At 64.9% G+C, this 23012-nt stretch carries 18 protein-coding genes; 4 read left to right on the top strand and 14 right to left on the bottom strand.

The window, feature by feature from the left end; translation table 11 throughout:
- Positions 1-51: 51 nt before the first annotated feature.
- From FJ443_RS08810 to FJ443_RS08745, 14 genes are all read right to left on the bottom strand, one after another.
- Positions 52-1548 (bottom strand): aldehyde dehydrogenase family protein, encoded by a 1497-nt coding sequence (locus FJ443_RS08810; RefSeq protein WP_140663529.1) that lies wholly within the window; start codon positions 1546-1548, stop codon positions 52-54.
- Positions 1549-1674: 126 nt separating this feature from the next.
- Entirely contained in the window at positions 1675-2937 is a 1263-nt protein-coding gene (locus FJ443_RS08805) for a D-tagatose-bisphosphate aldolase, class II, non-catalytic subunit (protein WP_140663526.1), read from the bottom strand.
- Positions 2934-3929, bottom strand: coding sequence for a sugar kinase (locus FJ443_RS08800; protein WP_140663524.1), 996 nt, complete (start codon positions 3927-3929; stop codon positions 2934-2936). Before FJ443_RS08800 ends, FJ443_RS08805 begins: the two co-directional genes overlap by 4 nt.
- Positions 3930-4001: 72 nt before the next feature.
- The gene (locus tag FJ443_RS08795) at positions 4002-7811 is read right to left on the bottom strand and encodes a hydantoinase B/oxoprolinase family protein (protein ID WP_140663522.1); all 3810 of its coding nucleotides are present in this window, start codon (positions 7809-7811) and stop codon (positions 4002-4004) included.
- 263 nt (positions 7812-8074) lie between these two features.
- Positions 8075-9076 carry a N(2)-acetyl-L-2,4-diaminobutanoate deacetylase DoeB gene (gene doeB, locus FJ443_RS08790; RefSeq protein ID WP_140499259.1) on the bottom strand — a complete coding sequence of 334 codons (1002 nt, stop codon included), beginning with the start codon at positions 9074-9076 and terminating at the stop codon, positions 8075-8077.
- 5 nt (positions 9077-9081) lie between these two features.
- Entirely contained in the window at positions 9082-10260 is a 1179-nt protein-coding gene (gene doeA, locus FJ443_RS08785; RefSeq protein WP_140499261.1) for an ectoine hydrolase DoeA, read from the bottom strand.
- Between the two features lie 138 nt (positions 10261-10398).
- Positions 10399-11391 carry an ectoine utilization protein EutC gene (gene eutC / locus FJ443_RS08780; protein ID WP_140499263.1) on the bottom strand — a complete coding sequence of 331 codons (993 nt, stop codon included), beginning with the start codon at positions 11389-11391 and terminating at the stop codon, positions 10399-10401.
- Positions 11391-12377: a hydroxyectoine utilization dehydratase EutB gene (gene eutB, locus FJ443_RS08775; protein WP_140663520.1), complete on the bottom strand. Its 987-nt coding sequence runs from the start codon at positions 12375-12377 to the stop codon at positions 11391-11393. Before eutB ends, eutC begins: the two co-directional genes overlap by 1 nt.
- 28 nt (positions 12378-12405) lie before the next feature.
- Positions 12406-13182 (bottom strand): ectoine utilization protein EutA, encoded by a 777-nt coding sequence (eutA, locus tag FJ443_RS08770; protein ID WP_140517339.1) that lies wholly within the window; start codon positions 13180-13182, stop codon positions 12406-12408.
- Between the two features lie 5 nt (positions 13183-13187).
- Entirely contained in the window at positions 13188-13847 is a 660-nt protein-coding gene (gene ehuD / locus FJ443_RS08765; RefSeq protein WP_140521357.1) for an ectoine/hydroxyectoine ABC transporter permease subunit EhuD, read from the bottom strand.
- Between the two features lie 16 nt (positions 13848-13863).
- The gene (gene ehuC / locus FJ443_RS08760) at positions 13864-14523 is read right to left on the bottom strand and encodes an ectoine/hydroxyectoine ABC transporter permease subunit EhuC (protein ID WP_140499272.1); all 660 of its coding nucleotides are present in this window, start codon (positions 14521-14523) and stop codon (positions 13864-13866) included.
- Positions 14524-14731: 208 nt separating this feature from the next.
- Positions 14732-15583 (bottom strand): ectoine/hydroxyectoine ABC transporter substrate-binding protein EhuB, encoded by an 852-nt coding sequence (gene ehuB, locus FJ443_RS08755; protein ID WP_140521356.1) that lies wholly within the window; start codon positions 15581-15583, stop codon positions 14732-14734.
- Between the two features lie 93 nt (positions 15584-15676).
- Positions 15677-16468: an ectoine/hydroxyectoine ABC transporter ATP-binding protein EhuA gene (gene ehuA / locus FJ443_RS08750; RefSeq protein WP_140499274.1), complete on the bottom strand. Its 792-nt coding sequence runs from the start codon at positions 16466-16468 to the stop codon at positions 15677-15679.
- A gap of 221 nt (positions 16469-16689) precedes the next feature.
- Complete coding sequence (locus FJ443_RS08745; protein ID WP_140499275.1) at positions 16690-18075, bottom strand: PLP-dependent aminotransferase family protein; 1386 nt, start codon at positions 18073-18075, stop codon at positions 16690-16692.
- Positions 18076-18159: 84 nt separating this feature from the next.
- Between FJ443_RS08745 and FJ443_RS08740 the strand changes: the two genes are divergently transcribed.
- From FJ443_RS08740 to FJ443_RS08725, 4 genes are all read left to right on the top strand, one after another.
- Positions 18160-18651 (top strand): Lrp/AsnC family transcriptional regulator, encoded by a 492-nt coding sequence (locus FJ443_RS08740; protein WP_140517347.1) that lies wholly within the window; start codon positions 18160-18162, stop codon positions 18649-18651.
- A 199-nt stretch (positions 18652-18850) separates the two neighbouring features.
- On the top strand, positions 18851-20344 hold the full coding sequence (locus FJ443_RS08735; protein WP_140663844.1) for an NAD-dependent succinate-semialdehyde dehydrogenase: 1494 nt from the start codon (positions 18851-18853) through the stop codon (positions 20342-20344).
- A gap of 32 nt (positions 20345-20376) precedes the next feature.
- Positions 20377-21756: an aspartate aminotransferase family protein gene (locus FJ443_RS08730; protein ID WP_140499277.1), complete on the top strand. Its 1380-nt coding sequence runs from the start codon at positions 20377-20379 to the stop codon at positions 21754-21756.
- A gap of 113 nt (positions 21757-21869) precedes the next feature.
- Positions 21870-22976 (top strand): alcohol dehydrogenase family protein, encoded by a 1107-nt coding sequence (locus FJ443_RS08725; protein ID WP_224646819.1) that lies wholly within the window; start codon positions 21870-21872, stop codon positions 22974-22976.
- Positions 22977-23012: the final 36 nt, after the last annotated feature.

Raw genomic sequence — 23012 nt, 5'->3', positions numbered from 1 at the left:
GCGTGAGAACCGGCGGCGCAGGCCGGCTCGCCTGACAAACCGACAAAAGCCTTAGTCGGTCTGGATCCACACCGACTTGGTCTCCAGATATTCGTGCAGATGTTCGATGCCGCCCTCGCGGCCATACCCGGACATTTTCATGCCGCCGAACGGCACGGCGGGGTCGATGGCGTGGTACATGTTGACCCAGACGGAACCCGCCTTGACCCGGCGGGCAAGCTTGTGCGCCGTGCCGAGATGGGTGGTGAAGATGCCGGCGGCCAGCCCATAGGGCGTCGCATTGGCGCGGGCGACGGCTTCGTCAAGCGTATCGAAGGGCATTGCCGAGATAACGGGCCCGAAGATCTCTTCGCGCGCTATGGTCATCGTGTCGGACACCGCGCCGAAGACGGTTGGGGCGATGAAATTGCCGCCGTCATAGAGGCCGCCGGTCAGCCGCGATCCGCCGGCGACCAGTTCCGCGCCCTCCTCGCTGCCCGCCTTGATGTAACCCTCAACCTTGCCGGCCTGCCGCGCATTGATGAGCGGCCCCATTTCGGTTTCGGCCTCGATGCCGTGGCCGATGCGCAGCCTGCCGGCGAAATCGGCGAGCCGGCGCACGAACTGGTCATGGATTTCGCGTGCCACGAACAGTCGCGAACCGGCGATGCAGACCTGGCCCGAATGCACGAAGACAGCCATCGCCGCGATCGGAACGGCCTTGTCGATATCGGCGTCGCGGCACACGATGAGCGGCGACTTGCCGCCGAGTTCTAATGAAACGCGCTTTAGATTGGCAACACCCGCCCGGGCGATCGCCTGGCCGGTGAGCGTCGAGCCGGTGAAGACGATCTTGTTGACGTCGGGATGTTCGGCAAGCCGCGCGCCGGCTTCGGCCCCGGTTCCGGTGACGATGTTGACAACGCCGTCGGGAACGCCCGCTTCCTGCATCAGCCGCGCGATCAAAAGCGGCGTCAGCGATGCATCCTCGGAAGGTTTCAGCACGATCGTGCAGCCAGTAGCCAGCGCCGGCGCGATCTTCCAGATCGACGCGGCGGTCGGCGCGTTCCAGGGAATGATGGCGCCGACCACGCCCACCGGCTCGCGCCGGGTGAAGGTGACGATCTCGCCCGGGATCGAATTGTCGATTGATTCGCCATGCAGCGCGGTCGCCATCCCGGCATAGAAGCGCAGCATGCCGATGACCCGGCGCCGGTTGGCGAGCGTGCGCGTGATCGGCAGCCCCATGTCGAGGGTGTCGGAGACGCAGAGCTCTTCCCAGTTCTTCTCGAAGAGATCGGCGATCCTGAGCAGCACGCACTGCCGTTCGTAAGGCGAAAATCCGGACCACGGACCTTCGAAAGCGGTGCGCGCAGCCACCACCGCCGCGTCGATGTCGGCGGCGCCTCCGCGCGGCACCGTCGCCAGCACCTGCCCCGTCGCCGGGTTGAGCGCCTGCATCTCCTGTCCGGACTGCGCAGCGACCCATTTGCCGCCGATGAACATCGGCCGGAATTCGCCATGGTAGAGCGTCGCGGCCTTCGCCCTCGGGTCGAAGTTCAGCGTCATCTTCTCCTCCTCGCAATTCCGCCGCGACTATTACTCCGGCGCCGGCACACCTCAAGCAGGAAGCCGACAAGTCGTCGGAACGATCGGACGGAGACCCCGTTTGCACGCTCCCGGATATCGTCCGCCTCACCCGCTGCAGGCGAAGCGGTAGCCCTCCAGCGCCTGCTGAACCGCGGCCACCAACACCGCCTCCGGATCGAGCGGCTGCCCGGCGAAGCGGTCGAGCGCAGGCAGATGCTGATGGAACAGCGTCACCGGCACGGCCTTGCCCGACAAGGCGGCCGTCAATCGCTGGACAGCTTCCATCGCCTCCTGATGGTTCCAGTAGTAACGTATGCGGTCCGACAGCGAATAGTGCCGCTGCACGCGCTGTTGCGCCGCAGAGCCGTGGTAGTGGCTGTGCCAGTCCTTGGCATCGGCCGTCATCAGCGCTTCCATGGTCTGATAAAGCGGGCGCGCGCCGTAGTCAGGCAACAGGTCGGAGGCGATCAGGTCCAGCCCATAGAGCGCTTGGCGCAGTTCGAAAGTCAGCTGCGGCCCCACCTTGAGGATGGCAAAGCCGTCCTCGACCAGTTCGCGTAGGGCCGCTTGCGTCTGATAGTCGGTGGAATGGGCTTCGTAGACCAGGCCCGCTTCCTGGTCGAGCAATTCGCGCAGATGCAGCGCCTTGGCGCGATCGTAGAAGACCACGTTCTCGTTGCCGAACTCCACGCCCGGCTGCACCACCACGGCGATGACCCGCGAGAAGGCGTCTGCGAGGCCGTTCTCGTGGAAGATCTGCCGATGCACCGCCAGTGTGTGCTGGACCGCGGACAGGCTTGTGGGGCTGATTTCGCCGATGAGATGATCCGCTCCGCCCGGCGGCGGGACCTCGGTGCCGATCACGTAGAGTGGCCGGTCGGTCCCGCTGGCGGCGTCCTCGGCCTTGCGCGCCAGGCGGGCGGCGCGCCTGGCAATCGTAGCGTCATCCAGCGCCGCCGGCTCGCCCGCGCATCCCATGGAGGCATCGAGATGGATCTTGCGGAAACCGGCCCGGACATAGGCGGACACCATGTCCTCGGCCTTCGCCATGGCCGCGCCGGCATCTTCCTTTCGCCATGGATTGGGACCGAGATGATCCCCGCCGAAGATGACCCGCTCGGGCGCAAGGCCTTCGGAGCCGGCAATAGCGGTCACCGCCGCGACGAAGTCGGCGGGCTGCATGCCGGTATAGCCGCCGAACTGGTTGACCTGGTTGCAGGTCGCCTCGATCAGCAGCGGCCGCGAGAACAGCGCGGCGTCGCGCACTGCGGCCCGGATCACGACCGGATGGGACGAGCAGACGGAGGTGATGCCTTCCGCCGCGCCCCGCCGCCGGGAATTTGCAAGTTTCAGCAATGGATCGGTCACGGGCGTCGCCTCGGCGTGTTGGCAATGAACAGATCGAGTTCAGCGCGCGTACCGGCTCCTTCCATCGGGCCTTGCCGCGTGACGTTGCGCGCGCCTGCCGCATTCGCGTAATCGAGGGCGGTCACGGCAGGCATGCCGAGCCTGCGGCAGGCGATGTAGGCGCCGCCAAAACAGTCGCCCGCGCCGGTCGGATCGATCTCCTCGACCAGGAAGCCGGGCGACTCGACGCGGCTGCCGTCGGCGCCGAACAGGGACGCGCCCAACGCGCCGCGCTTGACGACGACCTCGCCGGCGCCGCGGGCGAACAGCGAAGCGAGCGCGTCGGCTTCATTGTCGTTGCCCGAAGCGGTGTGGAGTTCCTCGCCTGATGGCAGGATCAGATCCGCAATGTCGAGAAGCCGTGCGAAGCGCTCGCGCGTCTGGCCATGGCCGAGCAGTTCCTTGCGAAGATTGGGATCGAGCGAGATGCTTCCGCCACGTCCCTTGACCACATCGATGGCATGGTCGAGCACCTCCCAAATGACGGGAATGCTGAGTGCCGTGCCCATGACGTGCAAATGGCCCGAACGCGCCAGCAGCGCCCTGGCCTCAGGGGTCAAGCCGACCCGCGCCGCGGCCGATTTGCCGATATTGTAGACGAAGTCGCGCGAACCGTCCTCACGGTAGCGCACGAAGGCGCTGCCCGTCGGATAGTCTGGGCTGACGGCGATGGCCGAGACATCCGCACCGTCCCGGCGCAGGCGCTCGACATTGATCCTGCCGAAATCATCGTCGCCGACGCAGGCGATGATGCCGGCCCGCCCGCCAAGCCTGGCGCATTGGTCGACGAAGATCGCCGGCGCCCCGCTCGGATAGGGTCCGGTCAGCGCGATGGGCTCGAGAAAGCCGTTGCCACGGCTGGTGGCCATGATCTCCACCAGGATCTCGCCCACGGTGACGGCCGGCCCGAGTCCATCGGGCGCCAGTGTCTTCAATGGGGATTTGCTTGGCATGGCGAAGGCCCCGTGTGAAAGGCAAGGGAAATGCGGATTCCAAAAAACGGATAGAGCGGTTCCGCGATTCTATCAAACGTTGGACGGCCCTGGCTCCGGCCTTCCAAACGCCCCGGGCGTCGGCGTCGTCACGATGACGGCGTCGCCGGCCTGAAGCACCGTCTGGTCGCAGGCTTTCAGCACCTCGACCGTGCCGTCCTTGCGGCGCACCTTGGTCGAGCCGGCCTCGCCATCGCCACCGCCGTCCAGCCCTTGCGGCGGCCGGTTGCGATGCGAGGACAGGATGGCGCATTCCATCTTCTCCAGGAAGCGGATGGTGCGCTTCGTGCCGTCGCCGGCATTCCACCTGCCCTTGCCGCCGGAGCCTTCGCGGATGTGGAAATCCTCCAGCATCACCGGAAACCGCAGCTCCAGTATTTCCGGATCGGTAAGGCGCGAATTGGTCATATGGGTGTGAACGCCCGACGTGCCGGCAAAGCCGCGGCCGGAATTCATCTCGCCGGCGGGCGAACCGGAACAGATCGTCTCGTAATACTGGTACTTGCTGTTGCCGAAGGTCAGATTGTTCATGGTGCCTTGCGCATTGGCCATAGCGCCCATGGCGCCGAACAGCGCGTTGGTGACGTGCTGCGAGGTCTCGACGTTGCCCGCGACGACGGCGGCGGGATAAGCGGGTTTCAGCATCGAGCCGTCCGGGATGATGATGTTGATCGGCCTCAGGCAACCGGCATTCATCGGGATCATGTCCTCGACCATGACGCGGAAGGCATAGAGCACCGCCGCCCGGGCGACAGGCTCTGGCGCGTTGAAATTGTTCTTCATCACCGGCGACGTGCCGGTGAAGTCGACCGTCGCCTCGCGCTTTTGCCGGTCGACCGATATCTTCACCTTGATCACCTGGCCGGTGTCGGTGGGATATTCATAGGCCGATGTATCCGGCAGCCGCTCGATCACGCGCCGCACGCTCTCGGCCGCATTGTCCTGCACATGGCCCATATAGGCCTCCACGACATCGAGCCCGAAATGCGCCACCATCTTGCGCAGCTCCGCCACGCCCTTTTCGTTGGCGGCGAGCTGCGCCTTGAGATCGGCGATATTCTGGTGCGGATTGCGGGCCGGATAGCGGTGATCGGTGAGCAGCGTCTGCAGCTCATTCTCGCGGAACTTTCCGCGATCGACGATACGGAAATTGTCGAACAGCACGCCTTCCTCGTCGACCGTGGTGGCAAGTGGCGTCATCGAGCCCGGCGCGGTGCCGCCGATATCTGCGTGGTGGCCGCGCGAGGCCACCCAGAAGAGGATCTTGGGCGATTGGCCAATCTCCCCTCTTGTCCGGGAAATCGGCTGCTCTTCCTCGAAAACCGGCGTGACCACCGTGATATCGGGCAGATGCGTGCCGCCATTATAGGGAGCATTGAGCGCAAAGACGTCGCCGGGATGAATGTCGCCGGAGTTCAGCCGGATGATGGTCTCGACCGAGCGGTCCATCGAGCCCAGATGCACCGGCATATGCGGCGCGTTGGCGACCAGCGCGCCGTTCCGGTCGAAAACGGCGCAGGAGAAATCCAGCCTTTCCTTGATGTTGACGGAATAGGCGGTGTTCTGCAGCGTCACGCCCATCTGCTCGGCGATCGACATGAACAAATTGTTGAACACTTCCAGCATCACCGGATCGGCCTCGGTGCCAAGTGCCGCCTGCCGGCCTTTCTTGCTGGTGCGCCGCATCAGCACGTGGTTCCTGGCCGTGATCTCGGCCTGCCAGCCCGGCTCGACGACGATCGTCTGGTTGGGCTCGATGATCAGTGCGGGGCCAGCGACCCGATCGGACGGCCGCAACGCCTCGCGCCGACAGACGTCGGCTTCGTGCCATTTTCCTTCCGTATAGATCCGCCGGACCTCCTCGGCTCTGGCTTTTGATGGCTGCCCCGCCGGCGCATAGGCTTCGGCATTCAGCTCGCCGCCCGCCTCCATCCCCTCGACGCTCACCGCTTCGACGATCATCGGCTTGTCCTCATAGACGAAACCGAATTGCGCCTTGTGGGCGGCCTCGAAATCGGCCCTCGCCCGCAACATCGAGCCATGGTCGAAATGCACCGGAAGTGCGGTGTCGGTGCCGTCATAACGGATCTGCAGCGCCGGTCTGGCGGTCACCGCGTCCTCGGCGATGCCTTGTGCGGCGAGTTCCGCGACAACGGCGGTTTGCAAGGCCGCGATCAGGCCTTCGATTGCCCGTCTGGATTCTTCCGCCAGCGGTGCAAGCAAGGCCTGCTGGCGTGAGGCAAAGACCGAAGACAGGCCGATGCCGTAGGCCGACAGCAGGCCGGAAAACGGATGGATCAGCACCGCCTCCATGCCGAGTGCGTCGGCGACCAGGCAGGCGTGCTGGCCGCCTGCGCCGCCAAAACAGTTCAGGAGATATTCGGTGACATCGTAGCCGCGCTGCACCGAGATCTTTTTGATGGCGTTCGCCATGTTTTCGACCGCGATGGTGACGAAACCTTCGGCGACCGCTTCGGCCGAGCGGCCGTCGCCGATTTCGGCGGCGAGCGCGGTGAATTTCTGGCGAACGGTGTCCACATCGAGCGGCTCGTTCTGGCCGGGGCCGAAGATGGTCGGGAAAAAATCCGGCTGCAGCTTGCCGAGCATGACGTTGGCGTCGGTGACGGCGAGCGGGCCGCCGCGCCTGTAGGCGGCGGGGCCTGGATTGGCGCCGGCGGAGTCCGGGCCGGTGCGAAAGCGGCCTGCTTCGTAGTGCAGGACCGAGCCGCCGCCGGCCGCCACGGTGTGGATGCGCATCATCGGCGCGCGCACGCGCACGCCTGCGACCTCGGTATCGAAGGCGCGCTCATATTCGCCGTCATAATGGGCGACATCGGTGGAGGTGCCCCCCATGTCGAAACCGATCACCTTTTCGAAGCCGGCGATCTTTGCCGTCTCGACCATGCCGACGACCCCGCCGGCCGGGCCAGACAGCAGCGCATCCTTGCCCTGGAACAGGTCCGCGGCGGTCAGCCCGCCAGAAGACATCATGAACATCAGGCGGGGATTTTCCCTTCCCCTCGAGGGGAGGGTGGCGGCGAAGCCGCCGGGTCGGGTCGGATCGACGGGGTTCGACGTCTTGGTGGTGCCTTCTGCGGCGGTCCCCTCTGCCGGCTTCGCTGACATCTCCCCCTCGAGGGGGGAGAGAACGCCGAGTTCCTGGCCTACCCTTTGCACATATCTCGACAGGATCGGAGACAGATAGGCGTCGACCACGGTGGTGTCCCCGCGGCCGACCAGCTTGATCAGCGGCGACACCTCGTGGCTGACCGAAACCTGGCCGAAACCGAGCTTGCGGCAGACCTTTGCGACTGCCTTTTCGTGATCGGGATATTTCCAGGCGTGCATGAAGACAATGGCGACCGCGTCGATGCCGTCCGCCTTTGCCTGTTCGATCGCCGGGCGACAGGCAGCGATGTCGAGCAGCCGTTCGACACAGCCGTCGGCAAGCACGCGCTCGTTGACCTCGATGACGCGCTCGTAGAGCTGTTCGGGGAGGATGATCTCCTTGGCGAAGATGTCGGGCCGCGCCTGATAGGCGATCCTCAACGCATCGCGAAATCCCTTGGTGATGAGCAAAAGCACGCGGTCGCCCTTGCGCTCCAGCAGCGCATTGGTGGCGACCGTTGTGCCCATCTTTACGTCGCCTATCAGCCCGGCGGGTATAGGCTCGCCGGGGCGCAGGCCGAGAAGGTCGCGAATGCCCTGGATGGCCGCGTCGGCATAGGCCTCGGGATTTTCGGATAGAAGCTTGCGCGGATGCAGGCCGCCCTCGGGATCACGGCCGATGACATCGGTGAACGTGCCGCCGCGGTCGATCCAGAAATCCCATTTTTGTTGCATTCCGACACCCTCTTTATCGCGAGTATGGCAGCAAAGTCATACTCTTTGATACCCGAGTTCGCGCCGGAACAAGTCGTCGCGCCGGCGCCTCTTCGATGACGGTGGCTTTGGATGTCTGAGGCGATGGCAAGGCACGTGCCGCCGCGACGCGCCGGCCGGAGCCGTGAGCGCGGCCGGGCTGGCTCGCCGGCCGCTATCTGGATCCAGGGTGGAAGAATGCGAGATATGTCCAAGCCTGCCCGCCGTGCAGGCCGACCCTTCCGTTAGTCGACCAATGCGGCAACCACCGAGACGCAGTCCCCGGCCTTGACCAGGCCGGGGAAATGCCGCGCCGCCAACATGCCCGACATTTTTGCCCGGATCTCCTGGGGGGCGATGCCGGTTCGGCCGGTGGAATGGATGCGCGCCAGCACCGCGCCCTTCTCGACAGGCTCGCCGAGATCGACCATCGTCTCGACCATGCCGTCTTCCTCCGCGAAGGCAAAGCAATCGCCGGACGGCATGTCGAGCCATTGGGTTGGCGTCTTTTCGACCGCACCGGCAACGATGCCGGCATGCCTCAGCACGTTGAGCATGCCGCGCCGGGCGATCCGCACCGTCTCGGCTCTCGACGTGCCTCCACCGCCGAGCTCGGTGGTGACGAACACCTTGCCCATGTCCTCGGCGGCGGTATCGTACATGCCGACGGCATCGATCTCGATCATGCGCATCGAGAACGGCGCCGCGAAGGCTTCGACCGCCGCGAAGGCCCTTTGTTCCAGGGCCTTGTTCGGCAGCGTATGGGCGGCGCAGAACGGCACGAAGTCCAGCGTCTTGCCGCCGGAATGGAAGTCGAACACGATATCCGCGCGGGGAAGCAGCTCCCGCTGGAAATAATCGGCGATCTTTTCCGTCACCGTACCGTCTGGCCGGCCTGGAAAGCTGCGGTTCATGTTGCCCTTGTCGATCGGCGAGGTGCGCGTGCCGGCGCGGAAGGCCGGATAGTTCATCGCCGGCACGATGATGACCGTGCCGCTGACCTGGGCGGGATCGAGCGTGCGCGCCAGATCATAGAGCGCCAGCGGCCCTTCATATTCGTCGCCATGATTGCCGCCGGTCAGAAGGGCCGTCGGCCCCTTGCCGTTGCGCAGGACGCAGATCGGGATCATCACCGAGCCCCACGCCGAATCGTCGCGGCTGTAGGGCAGGCGCAGGAAACCGTGCTGTGCGCCGTCGCGATCGAAATCGACCGAGGGCGAGACCGGCGACGGACGAAGGTCGGACATCGGTTTCAATTCTTCACCACCAGCTTGCGCGGCACATTGGCCAGGCACTCGACGCCCGTCTCAGTGATCAGGATGGATTCGGTGATTTCCAGCCCCATCGTCTCCAGCCACAGGCCGGTCATAAAATGGAAGGTCATGCCGGGCTTCAGCTCGGTGCGGTCCCCGGGGCGCAGGCTCATCGTGCGTTCGCCCCAGTCCGGCGGATAGGAAAGGCCGATCGGGTAGCCGGTGCGGTTGTCCTTGACGATGCCATATTTCTTCAACACCGCGAAGAAGGCGTTGGCGATGTCTTCGCACGTGTTGCCGGGCTTGGCTGCCGCGAGCCCCGCGTCCATGCCTTCGAGCGTCGCCTTCTCCGCATCTAGGAATTCCTGTGTCGGCTTGCCGAGGAACACTGTTCGCGACAACGGGCAATGGTACCTGTTGTAGCACCCGGCGATTTCGAAGAACGTGCCCTCGCCCGACTTCATCGGCTTGTCGTCCCAGGTCAGGTGCGGCGCCGAGGCGTCGGCGCCCGACGGCAGCAGCGGCACGATCGCTGGATAGTCGCCGCCGATGCCGTCGACGCCACGCGTGCCGGCATCATAGATCTCGGCGACGAGATCGCATTTGCGCATGCCGACCTCTATCTTGTCGACGATGCGCTGGTGCATCGCCTCGACGATGCGGGCGGCCTTGCGCATATAGTCGATCTCGGTCGGGCTCTTCACAGCGCGCTGCCAGTTGACCAGCGCGGTGGCGTCGACGAAACGGGCATTGGGCAGGTGCTTCTGCAAAGAGGCGAAGGCGGCGGCCGAGAACCAGTAATTGTCCATCTCGACGCCGACGGTCAGCTTGCCCCAGCCGCGATCGGCAAGCACGCTCGACAGGAAATCCATCGGATGGCGCTCGGTCGACTGCACATAGTGATCAGCATAGCCGACGATGTTGTCATGCGCGAGATAGGCGGTGCGCTTGGCGCCGTTGGCGTCCTGACCGCGGCCATACCAGACCGGCTCGCCCGACGGCGGCACGATGACGGCCTGATGCACGTAGAAGGACCAGCCGTCATAGCCGGTGAGCCAGGCCATGTTGGAGGGGTCGCTGACAATAAGCAGATCGACGCCTTTCGCCGCCATGGCTTTCCGCGTTTTGGCGAGGCGATCCGCATACTCGCTTCGCGAGAATTTCAAATTCGGTTGCATTTTGTTGGTCCTCGTTTGTTGGGCCCTGGAACCCGCTTCAACTTCCGTTGAATCTGGCTCCAGGTAATTTTTTGTTTGAGCATGATCTCCTCGGAAAACCGGTTCCCACTTTTCCGGATCATGCTCTTGCGGCCAGCATCAACTTTCAAAAATGGTTCCGGCTTTCGCGACCCGGGCCCGGTCACGGGCTAGCGTGGCGATCGCGGTGTCCTGCACGCCGGTGCCGGTCAGGTCGGCGATGGTGATGTCGTCCGCCGCACGCCGGCCATGCCGTTCGCCGGCGATGATCTGACCGAGTTCGGCCACCTCCGTGTCCGCCGCCATCACGCCGGCGGAGATGGCATGGTGCAATTCACCGAGCCGGCGCGTCTGCCTTGCGCTGTCGGCGACATAGAGATCGGCCATGCGCAGGATTGCCGGTGCGATCTCGTTCTTGTGCTCGGCGTCCGAGCCCATGGCGGTGATGTGCTGGCCGGCCGAGACGAAGCCGGCCTTGATCAATGGTTCTGTCGAGGGCGTGGTGGTGACGATGATGTCGGCGCCGGCGGCCGCCTTGGCCGCATCCGGTTCTGCGCGCACCACGATGCCCAGTTTTTCGCTCAAGGCGCCGGCCGCGGCTTGCGCCTTGGCCGCGTCGCGCGCCCAGATGCGAGCTTCTTCGATCGGCCGCACCAGGCGCAGCGCCTCGAGCTGCAATCCGGCCTGCACGCCGGCGCCGAAGATCGCGGCAATGGATGAATCCGGCCGCGACAGATGTTTTGCGGCGACCGCCCCGGCGGCTGCGGTGCGGACGTCGGTGAGATAGCCATTGTCGAGCAGCAACGCCTCGACCAGACCGGTTTTTGCCGACAGCAGCACCATCATGCCGTTGACGCTGGGCAGGCCGAGCTTGGGATTGTCGAAGAAGCCGGGGCTGATCTTGATGGCGAAGCCGTCGATGCCAGGCACATAGGCGGTCTTCACGTCGACCTCGCCGCGATGCTCGGGGATGTCGAGCCGCAGGATGGGCGGCATCGCCACCGGCAGGGTAGCGAGCGCCCGGAAGGCGTTTTCGACGCAGGCGACGGCGTCGAGATCGAGAGCTACGATCTCGCGTAGTTGTTTCTCGGTAAGGATGGTCATCCGGCTCATCAGGCGCGCTCCGCAACTACTTCGCCGCAAACGATCTTTCTGTGCAGGCTCATATCGATATTGCGACCGGAAAGCAGAACGACCACCGGTCCGTTTGGCTTCACCTTGCCGGCAAGCAGCGCAGCGATACCGACCGCGCCGGCGCCCTCGACGATCTCGCGCTCCTGTTCATAGGCATGGCGGATGCCGGCGGCGATCTCGTCTTCGGAAAGCAGCACGACGTCGTCGAGCAGGTCTCGGCACATGGAAAAGGTCAGCCGGTTGTCGAGGCCAATGCCGCCGCCGAGCGAATCCGCCAGCGTCGGCAGTTCCTCCAGCTGCACCGGGCGCCCCGCCTCGAGGCTGGCTTTCATCGCCGCGCCGCGCGCCATCGAGATGCCGACGACCTTTGTGCTCGGCCTGACGCCCTTGACCGCTGCGGCAATCCCGGAGGCCAACCCGCCGCCGGAGAGCTGCACCAGCACCAGAGCGGCGTCAGGAACCTGCTCCATGATCTCCAGCCCGAGCGTGCCCTGCCCGGCGATGATGTCGGGATGGTCGAAGGGTGGCAGCATCACCAGACCCTCTTGCGCCACCAGCCGCTCGACCTCCTGCTGCGCGTCGTCCTGGCTGTCGCCGACAATGCGGATTTCCGCGCCGAGGCAGCGGATGGCATCGAGCTTGTTCCGAGGCACCAGCCGGGACATGCAGACAACCGCGCGCATGCCTTCGAGCCTGGCGGCATGGGCGAGTGCGCGGCCGTGATTGCCGGTCGAGACCGCGACAACACCGCGTGCCCGCTGCTCGGCATTGAGCGAAGCAATGGCGTTCGAGGCGCCACGCAGCTTAAAGCTGCCCGTGGTCTGGCGGTGCTCCAGCTTGAGGTGAACGGGAAGGCCGAGCCGCTCCGACAGGCTCTCGGACGGCACGACCGGTGTCGACTCGACCTTGCCGGTGATGCGTTGGCGCGCGGCGCGGATGTCTGAAAGGGCGACGGCGCGCGTCATGGGTCGCTCGTGCATGCAGGACATGACCTTACTGTCCAAGCGGCAAGGTCGTCAGCCGCCCGAACTCCGGACGCGGCACATCATCGCCACACAGTCGCAGGCAATTCCACGCGCTCGCCTGGTTGCTGGTGACGACCGGGCGGCCGATAGCCTGTTCCATCGCGGCAACCGCCAGCGCCGAGCGCAGCGCCGTGCAGGACACGAACAACGCCTCGGCCTGCGGGTCAGTCGCCTCGCGCGCCAGATCGACGAGGGCTGCCGGCGCAATGCGCGCCATCTCGCGGTCATCCTCGAAGCCGAGACAGGTGAAGCTGGCGATCTCGAAGCCGCGTTCGGCGAAATAGGCCGCCATCGGCCGGCTCGTCTCGACGGTGTAGGGGGTGAGAATACTGATCCTCTTCGCGCCCAGAGCCCTCAGTCCGCGCACGCCCGCCATCGGCGGCGTGACCACGGGCACGCCAGGCTTGGCCGCCTGGATCGCCGCCTCGATCTCGGCATCGCCGATCACCACGGAGGCCGACGTGCAGGAGTAGCAGATGGCATCGAGCGGTTCGTCCGGCAGGATCAGCGCCGCGCCAGCCGTCAGTTCGGGCTGCATCTTGCGCAGATTCTGAGGTGTGGTCGGATTCTTATAGGGGATGCGGGCGACATAGATGCCGATCCTCTCACTCGCCACCATGCGACGGAAGTCCGGCTCGCTGGTGTGGTCGGTGGCCAGGATGATCAGGCCGACGCGCTTTTCCAACGGGCGCACCTCGAGTGCGGGCCTTGTCGGCATCAGCCTGATTTCGGGAAGCGGCTTCATGGGAACTACCTTTCGATCTTGCCGTAGCGATGTTCCAGCCAGCGCAGCAGCATAACCGAGAAAAGGCTGATGATCAGGAAGAAGGCGCCGACCAGCGTCATCGGCTCGACATAGCGGTAATAGGTGTTGGCGACGCTCTTGGCCTGGTTCATCAGCTCCAGCACGGTGATCGCCGACAGCAGCGGCGTCTCCTTGAACATGGCGATGAAATAATTGGCCAGCGCCGGGATCATCGGCGGGATTGCCTGCGGTATGACGATGTGGGTCCAGGTCTGGCGAGCGCTGAGATTGCAGGCTTTGGCCGCCTCCCACTGGCCGCGCGGCACGTTCTCGATGCCGGCGCGATAGACCTCCGCCGTATAGGTGCCGTAGTGCAGCCCAAGACCGATGACGCCGGCCACCAGCGGCGGCAGCAGGATGCCGAAATCGGGCAGCACGTAGAAAATGAAGTAGAGCTGCACCAGCAGCGGCGTGCCGCGGATGAATTCGGCCGCCCAGCCGACCGTGCGCGACATCATCTTGTTCGGCGAGCGGCGGGCCAGTGCGATGCCCAGCCCGACGATTGCCGCCAGCACCGAGCCGAGCACCGTCGCCAGGATGGTGATCTTCACCCCCTCGATCAGCGTCGGCAGGATCTGCCGGACGAAATCCCAGTCCCAATCCATTACAGGGCCCAATCCATCAGACGCGCACTCCGTCGAGGCCGCGCGCCATGCGCCGCTCCAGCGACCGCACGCCCCAGGAGATGACGAGCGCGAGCGCGAAATAGATCACCAGGATGGTGGTGAACGGCATCAGCGTGCTGCCGGTCTGCGAGCGCACCACCTGCGCCTGGAAGGTGAGATCGGCGAGCGAAATCAGCGAGACGACGGATGTCGCCTTGAGCAGTTCGATGGCGTTGTTGCCGAAGGTCGGCAGCATCACAAGAAGCGCCTGCGGTAGGATGACATGGCGCATGCCCTGCCAGCGGCCGAGATTGAGAGCCGTGCAGGCCTCGTACTGCTCGGCGCCGACCGACTGGATGGCACCGCGTACCACTTCCGCCGCATAGGCGCCGACATTGAGGCCCAGCGCCAGCACGCCGGCTTGCAGCGGAGTGAGTTCGACGCCCGCCAGGGGCAACACGAAATAGGCCCAGAACAGCTGTACGAAAATCGATGTGCCGCGGAAGAACTCGATATAAGCGGTGGCGAGCGCCCGCAACGCGAAGAAGCGCGACAGCCGCCCCATGCCGGCCAGGAAGGCCATCACGAGGGCCAGCACCGACCCCATCAGCGTCAGCTCGATGGTGACAAGCGCTCCCTGCAATATCAGGCCGAGATAGCCGGACCATTGGGTCATGTATCAGAGGCTTCCAACGTTTGGTTTTAGCAACTTCTCCTCTCTCACGGGGAGAAGTTGCCGGTTCACCCTCCTTAGCTGCAGCGCAGCTGCCGCGAAGGACGGGCAGGCGGATGAGGCGCGGCTCCAAGCTCGCAAAAACGCGCGCTGCCCCTCATCCGGCCCTTCAGCCACCTTCTCTCCGTGGACGGGGAGAAGGGAAAAGCGCTTATTTCGCCGCGCAGAGCTTGTCGCGCGTCGTCGACATCGCCGCCGCCGCCGAGAAGCCGTAGGGCTCGATGATCTTGGCGAACTCGCCCGACTTCTTCATCTTGGCGAGCTCGACGTCGAAGGCGTCGCGCAGCGCCTCGTCACCCTTCTTGAAAGCGGCGCCGTCGCAATAGACGGGCGCGCCCTGCACGGGTGCTATGACTTCGAGGCTCGGGTCATTGGCCTTCTTCATCAGATCGTTGATCGACAGGACGGGGAGCGAATAGGCGTCGATGCGGCCGTCCTGCACCATCTTCAGCCCGCTCTGGCCGTCGGGCACGACGATGACGCGGTCACGCGGCACGCCGGCGTTGAGCGCGAGCTTCTCCTCAGTGCCGCCGCCGGGCGCGCCGATGGTAGCGGAGGTGTCCTTGGCGACATCCTCATAGCTCTTGAAGCCCTTCGGATTGCCCTTCTTCACCAGCATCGCCTCGGCGTCGCACAGCACCGGCTCGGAATAGGCAACCGCCGCACAACGCTCCGGCTTCATGAACAGCCCGGCGGTGACAACGTCGAAGCGGCCGGCCTGCAGGCCGGGGATCATGGCACCATATTCCGAGATCGAGGCGGCGACGTCGGCGACGCCCAGCCGCTTGAAGATTTCCCGCGCCACGTCGGGCGCGGCGCCCGAAACCTTGCCGTCGGCGGCGACCGCCGTGTAGGGCGGCTCGTTGGCGATGGCGAGGCGGGCGAAGCCTTGCGCCTTCAGCTGCTCGAGCTTGCTGTCGTCGGCCGATCCGACGTTCGAGGCCGCGAGCACCGCGGTCAGCGCAAGACCGGCGACGCCGGCCAGAATGCCAAGTTTTTTCATTGTTCCCAACTCCATGTTTGTGTTCTTGGTTGCAGTCATTTCAGGACGGCAATGCCGCCCTTGCGGACGGTGTCGCCGCCTCTGGCATGGCGGTCAGACGCGATGTCCGGCCGCGATGATCTTCTTCAGGAAACCTTGCGTGCGCTCCTGTTTGGGATGGCGGAAAATCTCATCGGGTTTGCCCTCCTCGACGATGCGGCCGCGGTCGAAGAACAGCACCCGGTCGGCGAAGTCGTGGGCAAAGCCCATTTCATGGGTGACGAGCAGCATCGTCATGTCGGTTTCGGCCGCGAGCTTGCGCATCACGTTGAGCACCTCCTCGACCAGTTCGGGATCGAGCGCCGAGGTGACCTCGTCGAACAGCATGATCCGGGGCGACAGTGCCAGCGCGCGGGCAATCGCGACGCGCTGCTTCTGGCCGCCCGAAAGCTGTGCCGGCATGGCCTTGGCCTTGTCGGCCATGCCGACCATGTCGAGCAATTCCATCGCCCGCTTCTCGGCGGCAGCGCGCGGCGTGCCCTTGGTCAGCATCGGCGCCAGCGTGACATTGTCGATGACGCATTTGTGCGGGAACAGATTGAACAGCTGGAAGACCATGCCGATCTTCTGGCGCATCCTGGCCAGATGCCGCTCGTCGGCAGCCAGCAGCTGGCCGTTTCGCTCCATGTGATAAAGATGCTCGCCGTCGATCTGGATGTGGCCGCCATCGATGCGCTCCAGCGTCATCAGGATGCGCAGGATCGTCGTCTTGCCCGAGCCGGACGGGCCAATCAGCGCCAGCTTCTCGCCGGGCATGACCTGCATGGACAGGCCGTCCAGCACCTTGAAAGTGCCGAAGCTTTTCGAAATGCCATCGACCTTGATGATAGGCGCGGATGCGGACAAACGAATTTCCCGTGCTGGAGAAGCCTATGCCCTTAACGATGCGGAACCCGCCAAATCATGTCAATTGGGAAAATAATATCATGACAATTATTCTGATCCCGCACAATTCTTGGACATTCAGTGCCTAGCAATGTGCCGAGATCGAAATCAAGTCGAACCGAAAATGACAGCACCGGGGACGCCTTTGGCGGTCGGCATCGTCTGGATAGCGGCACATCTCGCTAGATTGCGAGCAGCAGATGCTCGGGGTCGCCAAGCAGCAGCTTGGTGACAACGCCGAGGCCGGCGCGCAGTTCCCCCTCGGTGGTCGAGCCCAGCGAGATGCGCACCGCCGGTTGCCAGGGCGCTTGCGAGATGCGGAAGGAGGCGCCGGGCGCGATCGCCACGCCTTGCAGGCGCGCCTGGGCGACGAAGCTCTCCTCGGCACGGTCGGCGGGCAGCTGCAACCAGACATGCAGTCCGTCGCGCCGGGTGCGATAGTCGACGCCGGCCAGCACCTCGGCGACGATGTCCTGGCGTCGCCGCAATGCTGTGCGCTGCCAGCGCACCAGTTCCATCGCGGTGCCGTCGGTCACCCATTTGGTGGCGATCTCCGCCACCAGCGGCGTCGCCATCCAGTTGGAAACCAGATGCCGGTTGGCGACCGCGGCGACATAGCGGTCGGGGGCGGCGAGATAGCCGATGCGCAGGCCCGGCACCACGATCTTGGTGAAGGACGTGACGTAGAGCGTGCGTTCAGGCGCGAAGGCGGCGACCGGCGGCGGCCGGTCCTCGACCAGCGGCCCCAACACATCGTTCTCGATGATGGCTATGTCGTGCCTGCGCGCAACCGCCGCAATCTGCTCGCGCCGCGCCGCATCCATCAGCGTCGCCGTCGGGTTGATCACCGAAGGCTGCACGAACACGGCGCGGATGTCGGAGATCCGGCAGGCCTCGTCCAGCGCTTCCGGGATAAGGCCATTGCCGTCTATCGGCAGGCCTTCGAGGTTGAAGCCGAGATAGCGGGCGAGCGGCACCAGCGTATGGTGGCCGATCGCCTCGGTGGCGACGGTCGAGCCGGGCGGCGCCACGCTCATCAGCGCCACCGTCATGCCGGCGGTAGCGCCATTGGTCAGGCTGATATTCTGCGGCGAGGCATCGAGACCGCACAGCTTCAGCCACTCGACCGCCACGGCGCGGTGACGGGGAAACACCATGTTGGGCCGGAACGACAGCGCCGAACTCGACGGCAGGTTGTCGGCCAGCCAGCCCAGCGCCTGCTTCAGCCGCTCCAGATGCATCGGCTCGCAGACCGGCTTCAGGATCGAGAGATCGATCACTTCGCCCAGCCGCTCCGGCAGATAGGGCGGCTCAGGCTCGCGCCGCTGCGTCTGGACGAAGCTGCCGCGGCCGATCTCGCCCGAGATCAGGCCGCGGCGAATCAGTTCCTCATAGGCGCGACTGACCGTCTGCACCGATAGTTTCAACTCGTCGGCCAGCCGGCGATGCGTCGGCAGCCGCGCGCCGTTGGCGAGCCGCCCATCATGAATGGCGCGTGCGAACTGGTCGGCCAGCGACTGGTAGGCGGGCCGCCGGATGAGCGCGGGATCAGGTTGCCATAATGTCATGACTTATTAGAGATCGAAATCAGTGCAATTGACAATCGAAATAATGCGCCGTCATGGTACGGCGGGACCAAAAAGTGGATACAGATGGCCGCCGCGAAACTCGACCCGATCGACCTCAGAATCCTCGACGCGATCCAGCGTGACGGGCGCATCACCAAGCTGGCGCTGGCCGACAAGGTCGGCCTGTCACCGACGCCGTGCTGGATGCGGCTGCGCAAGCTGGAAAAGGCCGGCATCGTCTCCGGCTATCATGCCTCGATTGCTATGCGCGTCGTCGCACCCGTCGCCACCGTGCTGATGGAGGTGACGCTGGCCAGCCATCGCCAGGCCGATTTCGACCGCTTCGAGCGTGTCATCCGCGACATACCTGAGATTGTAGCCTGCTGGTCGGTGGGCGGCGGCGTCGACTACGTTCTGAAGGTGATGGCGCGCGATATCGATACCTATCAGCGGCTGGTCGATGCCTTGCTCGAACGCGAAATCGGCATCGATCGTTACTTCACCTACATCGTCATCAAGACGGTGAAGGACGAGACCGTGCTACCGCTTGCCGATCTGTTGCCGGTGCAGTCCTGAGATCGAAACCAGCGTTCATCTGGCACCGTACGCTCGGAGAATGCGCGAAAGCACCCGCCCCACCCCTGCGGCTAGACAGATCGTCCTGCTCCCCAGCCGAATAGAGAGAATCTCTCTATATAGCTGCACCTAAACAGCCTCATCCTTCGCGCCGACGCCCCTAGTCTTGCGGCATCACCCCAATCGGGAGCAATCGATGATGTCCGCGCACTTTGCCCGTTCGCACCGCCATGAGGCGCTCGACCGCCTCGCCGACCGCCGGCTGCTGCGCGAGCTTGCCTATGTCGACGGGCACTGGACGGCAAGCGAGGCGGCGGAGAGCTTCGAGGTCACCGACCCGGCGACCGGCGCCACGGTGGCCTTTGTCGCCGCGCTCGATGGCCGCCAGACGGCAAGTGCGATCGACGCGGCGGCGCGCGCTTTCCCTGCCTGGCGGGCGCTGTTGCCGCAGGAGCGCTCGAAAATCCTGCGCAAATGGTTCGACCTCATCATAGCCGCGAAAGACGATCTCGCTCTGCTGATGACGCTGGAACAGGGCAAGCCCTTGAAGGAATCGCTCGGTGAGATCGATTATGCCGCCTCTTTCGTCGAATGGTATGCCGAGGAAGCAAAGCGCCTCAACGCCGAAAGCGTAACTAGCCATCTGGCGAAGGCGGAAATGACGGTGCGGCGCGAGCCGCTCGGCGTCGTCGGCGTCGTGACGCCGTGGAACTTCCCGTCCGCCATGCTGACCCGCAAGGCGGCTGCGGCCCTTGCCGCCGGTTGCACCATCGTCGCGCACCCCTCTTCGGAAACGCCGCTCTCGGCGCTGGCGCTGGCCGAACTCGGCGAGCGCGCCGGCCTGCCCGCCGGCGTCTTCAACGTCGTCACTGGCAAGGCGTCGATCATAGTCGGGCGAATGTGCGAGGACCCGCGCGTGCGCGCCATGAGCTTCACCGGTTCGACCGAGATCGGCAGGCTGATCGCGGCCCAGAGCGCGCCGACGATGAAGCGGCTGGTTATGGAGCTTGGCGGCCACGCGCCGCTGATCGTCTTTGCCGACGCCGATCTCGACAAGGCCGTGCGCATCGCCGTCGACGCCAAATTCGCCACGTCCGGCCAGGACTGCCTCGCGGCCAACCGCATCTATGTCCAGCGGCCGATCTACGATCGTTTCTGCGCCGCCTTCGCCAAGCGCATCGAGGCGCTGCGGACCGGCAATGGCCTTGCCGACGAAAGCGACATCGGCCCGCTGATGCATGAGCGCGCCGTCAAGAAGGTCGAGCAGCAGGTCACCGACGCGCTCGCCCATGGCGCCCGCTGCCTCGTTGGCGGCATAAGGCACCAGGCCGGCCCGTTGTTTTACCAGCCGACGCTGCTGGCTGACGTATCTGACGAGGCACTGATCATGCGCGAAGAAACGTTTGGTCCGGTCGCAGCCGTGACGCCGTTCGACAGCGAGGACGAGGTGACCGCGCGCGCCAACGCCACTGAATATGGTCTGGTCGCCTATGTCGTGACCGAGAACGGCGCCCGCCAGCAGCGCCTGGGCAGGGCGCTGGACTACGGCATGGTCGCCATCAACCGCGTCAAGATCACCGGTGCGCCGATCCCGTTCGGCGGCGTCAAGCAGTCCGGCATTGGCCGCGAGGGTTCGCGTCAGGGGCTCGAAGCTTTCACCGATCTCAAATATCTTTGCCTGGACGTCGCTTAAGCCGCGTCCACGTTCCTCAAGGAGTCAAAAGAATGCTCGACCAGTCCAACGAACTCGCCGCCTGGGATCGTGATCACTTCTTCCATCCCTCGACGCATATGGGCACCCACGCGCGCGGTGAATCGCCGACGCGCATCATGGCCGGCGGTGAAGGCGTCACCGTCTGGGACAGCAACGGCAGAAAAAGTATCGATGCCTTCGCCGGCCTCTACTGCGTCAATGTCGGCTATGGCCGCCAGAAGATCGCTGACGCCATCGCCGCCCAGGCCACGAACCTCGCCTATTACCACGCCTATGTCGGCCACGGCACCGAGGCCTCGATCACGCTGTCGAAGATGATCATCGACCGTGCGCCGAAGGGCATGTCGAGGGTCTATTTCGGCCTCTCCGGTTCGGATGCCAACGAAACCAACATCAAGCTGATCTGGTACTACAACAACGTGCTTGGCCGCCCGGAGAAGAAGAAGATCATCTCGCGCTGGCGCGGCTATCACGGCTCCGGCATCATGACGGGATCGCTGACCGGGCTCGATCTTTTCCACAATGCCTTCGACTTGCCGCGCGCGCCGATCCTGCACACAGAGGCGCCCTATTATTTCCGCCGCGCCGACCGCTCGATGAGCGAGGAGCAGTTCTCGCAGCATTGCGCCGACAAGCTGGAAGAGATGATCCTGGCCGAAGGCCCCGAGACCGTCGCCGCCTTCATCGGCGAGCCGATCCTCGGCACTGGCGGCATCGTGCCGCCGCCCGCCGGCTACTGGGAGAAAATCCAGGCGGTGCTGAAGAAGTACGACGTGCTCCTGGTCGCCGACGAAGTGGTGACGGGCTTCGGCCGGCTGGGCACCATGTTCGGCTCCGACCATTACGGCATCAAGCCGGACCTGATCACCATCGCCAAGGGCTTGACCTCCGCCTACGCGCCGCTGTCGGGCGTCATCGTCGCCGACAAGATGTGGCAGGTGCTGGTGCAGGGCTCCGACAAGCTCGGCTCGCTCGGTCACGGCTGGACTTATTCGGCGCATCCGATCTGCGTCGCCGCGGGTGTGGCCAACCTCGAACTGATCGATGAGATGGATCTGGTGAGGAATGCCGGCGAGACCGGCGCCTATTTCCGCGCCGAATTGACCAAGGCCGTCGGCGGCCACAAAAACGTCGGCGAGGTGCGCGGCGACGGCATGCTGGCGGCGGTCGAGTTCGTCGCCGACAAGGACGACCGTGTGTTCTTCGATCCGGCGCAGAAGATCGGACCGCAGATCGCCACGACCCTCGCCGCAAGCGGGGTCATCGGCCGCGCCATGCCGCAGGGCGACATTTTGGGCTTCGCCCCGCCGCTTTGCCTGACGCGCGAGGAGGCTGACACCGTGGTGGCCAAGACCGCCGATGCCGTGAAGAGCGTGTTCGCCAATCTCTAATTGCCGAGATCGGCGCTGCCCCTCATCCGCCTGCCGGCACCTTCTCGTCGTTCACGGAGAGAGGGTAAAGGTGAGGGGCAGCGCCACCTACAAAGTATTCGGAAGTGAACGCGATGACCTCTCATCCCACCCTCCCCGCCACCATGGCGGCCGTGCAGCTTACCGGCCACGGCGGCCCGGAAAAGCTCGTCTACCGCACCGACGTGAAAGTGCCTGTGCCCGCCGCCGGCGAAGTGCTGGTCAAGGTCAGCGCCTGCGGCATGAACAACACCGACGTCTGGGTTCGCCAGGGCGCCTATGGCACGGAGGAGGACGCAGGGGCCGTGTCGACATGGCGGCGCCAGGGCAACACCCTGACCTTTCCGCGTATCCAGGGCACCGACACGGTCGGCACCGTCGCTGCCGTTGGCGCAGGGGTCTCGCCGGAACGCATCGGCGAACGAGTGATGGTCGATTTCTCGATCTACAATCGCGACGACGATTCGCTCGCCGACATTGACTATATGGGTCACGGCCGCGACGGCGGTTACGCCGAATACCAGGCTGTACCGGCCGAGAACGCCCATGTCGTCGACACTGACTTGAGCGATGTCGAACTCGCCACCTTCTGCTGCGCCTATCTCACCGGCGAGCAGATGCTGGAACGTGCAGGGCTCAAGGCCGGCGAACGCGTGCTGGTCACCGGCGCCTCGGGCGGCGTCGGCTCCGGCATCGTGCAATTGGCGCGGGCGCGCGGAGCCATTCCCTATGCCGTCGTCGGCAAGGGCAAGGAGCAGGCGGTGCTCGACATCGGCGCCGAAGCCGTGATCACCCGTGGCGTGGCCGACCTGCCGCAAGCCGTGGCCAAGGTGACCGGCGGCCAGCCCATCGACGTCGTGGCCGACCTTGTCGGCGGCGCGATCTTCAACGATCTGTTGCGCATCCTGAGGCCCGAGGGCCGCTACACCACCGCAGGCGCCATCGCCGGCCCGGTCGTCCAGCTCGATCTCAGGACCATGTATCTCAAGCAGCTTCAGCTCCACGGCTCGAGCCAGGGCACACGTGCGGATTTCCGCCGTATCGTGCGCTATATCGAGGAAGACAAGATCCGGCCGCTGGTCGGCGGCGTCTACAGGCTTTCCGATTTCCACCGCGCCCAAGCCGATTTCATCGCCAAGGATTTCGTCGGCAAGCTGGTGGTGGTGCCTGATGCCGTGGCTGAACGGCGGCACCCTAAATAAGAGGACGGAGCAGCAGCGCTTCTCGGCGCCGCAAGC

Origin of the sequence: Mesorhizobium sp. B2-6-1 (genome assembly GCF_006440475.1) — a bacterium.
Taxonomy (GTDB): Bacteria; Pseudomonadota; Alphaproteobacteria; order Rhizobiales; family Rhizobiaceae; genus Mesorhizobium.
This window is presented reverse-complemented; position numbering and strand designations above follow the sequence as displayed.

What these genes read in the sequence shown, in the direction of transcription:
- FJ443_RS08745 (WP_140499275.1), bottom strand. Translation starts at nt 18,075, where the DNA reads ATGACATTATGGCAACCTGATCCCGCGCTCATCCGGCGGCCCGCCTAC.
- FJ443_RS08810 (WP_140663529.1), bottom strand. Translation starts at nt 1,548, where the DNA reads ATGACGCTGAACTTCGACCCGAGGGCGAAGGCCGCGACGCTCTACCAT.
- FJ443_RS08725 (WP_224646819.1), top strand. Translation starts at nt 21,870, where the DNA reads ATGACCTCTCATCCCACCCTCCCCGCCACCATGGCGGCCGTGCAGCTT.
- ehuD (WP_140521357.1), bottom strand. Translation starts at nt 13,847, where the DNA reads ATGGATTGGGACTGGGATTTCGTCCGGCAGATCCTGCCGACGCTGATC.
- ehuC (WP_140499272.1), bottom strand. Translation starts at nt 14,523, where the DNA reads ATGACCCAATGGTCCGGCTATCTCGGCCTGATATTGCAGGGAGCGCTT.
- FJ443_RS08730 (WP_140499277.1), top strand. Translation starts at nt 20,377, where the DNA reads ATGCTCGACCAGTCCAACGAACTCGCCGCCTGGGATCGTGATCACTTC.
- eutC (WP_140499263.1), bottom strand. Translation starts at nt 11,391, where the DNA reads ATGAGCCGGATGACCATCCTTACCGAGAAACAACTACGCGAGATCGTA.
- ehuB (WP_140521356.1), bottom strand. Translation starts at nt 15,583, where the DNA reads ATGAAAAAACTTGGCATTCTGGCCGGCGTCGCCGGTCTTGCGCTGACC.
- FJ443_RS08800 (WP_140663524.1), bottom strand. Translation starts at nt 3,929, where the DNA reads ATGCCAAGCAAATCCCCATTGAAGACACTGGCGCCCGATGGACTCGGG.
- FJ443_RS08740 (WP_140517347.1), top strand. Translation starts at nt 18,160, where the DNA reads ATGGCCGCCGCGAAACTCGACCCGATCGACCTCAGAATCCTCGACGCG.
- FJ443_RS08735 (WP_140663844.1), top strand. Translation starts at nt 18,851, where the DNA reads ATGTCCGCGCACTTTGCCCGTTCGCACCGCCATGAGGCGCTCGACCGC.
- doeB (WP_140499259.1), bottom strand. Translation starts at nt 9,076, where the DNA reads ATGTCCGACCTTCGTCCGTCGCCGGTCTCGCCCTCGGTCGATTTCGAT.
- eutB (WP_140663520.1), bottom strand. Translation starts at nt 12,377, where the DNA reads ATGACGCGCGCCGTCGCCCTTTCAGACATCCGCGCCGCGCGCCAACGC.
- FJ443_RS08795 (WP_140663522.1), bottom strand. Translation starts at nt 7,811, where the DNA reads ATGCAACAAAAATGGGATTTCTGGATCGACCGCGGCGGCACGTTCACC.
- eutA (WP_140517339.1), bottom strand. Translation starts at nt 13,182, where the DNA reads ATGAAGCCGCTTCCCGAAATCAGGCTGATGCCGACAAGGCCCGCACTC.
- doeA (WP_140499261.1), bottom strand. Translation starts at nt 10,260, where the DNA reads ATGCAACCGAATTTGAAATTCTCGCGAAGCGAGTATGCGGATCGCCTC.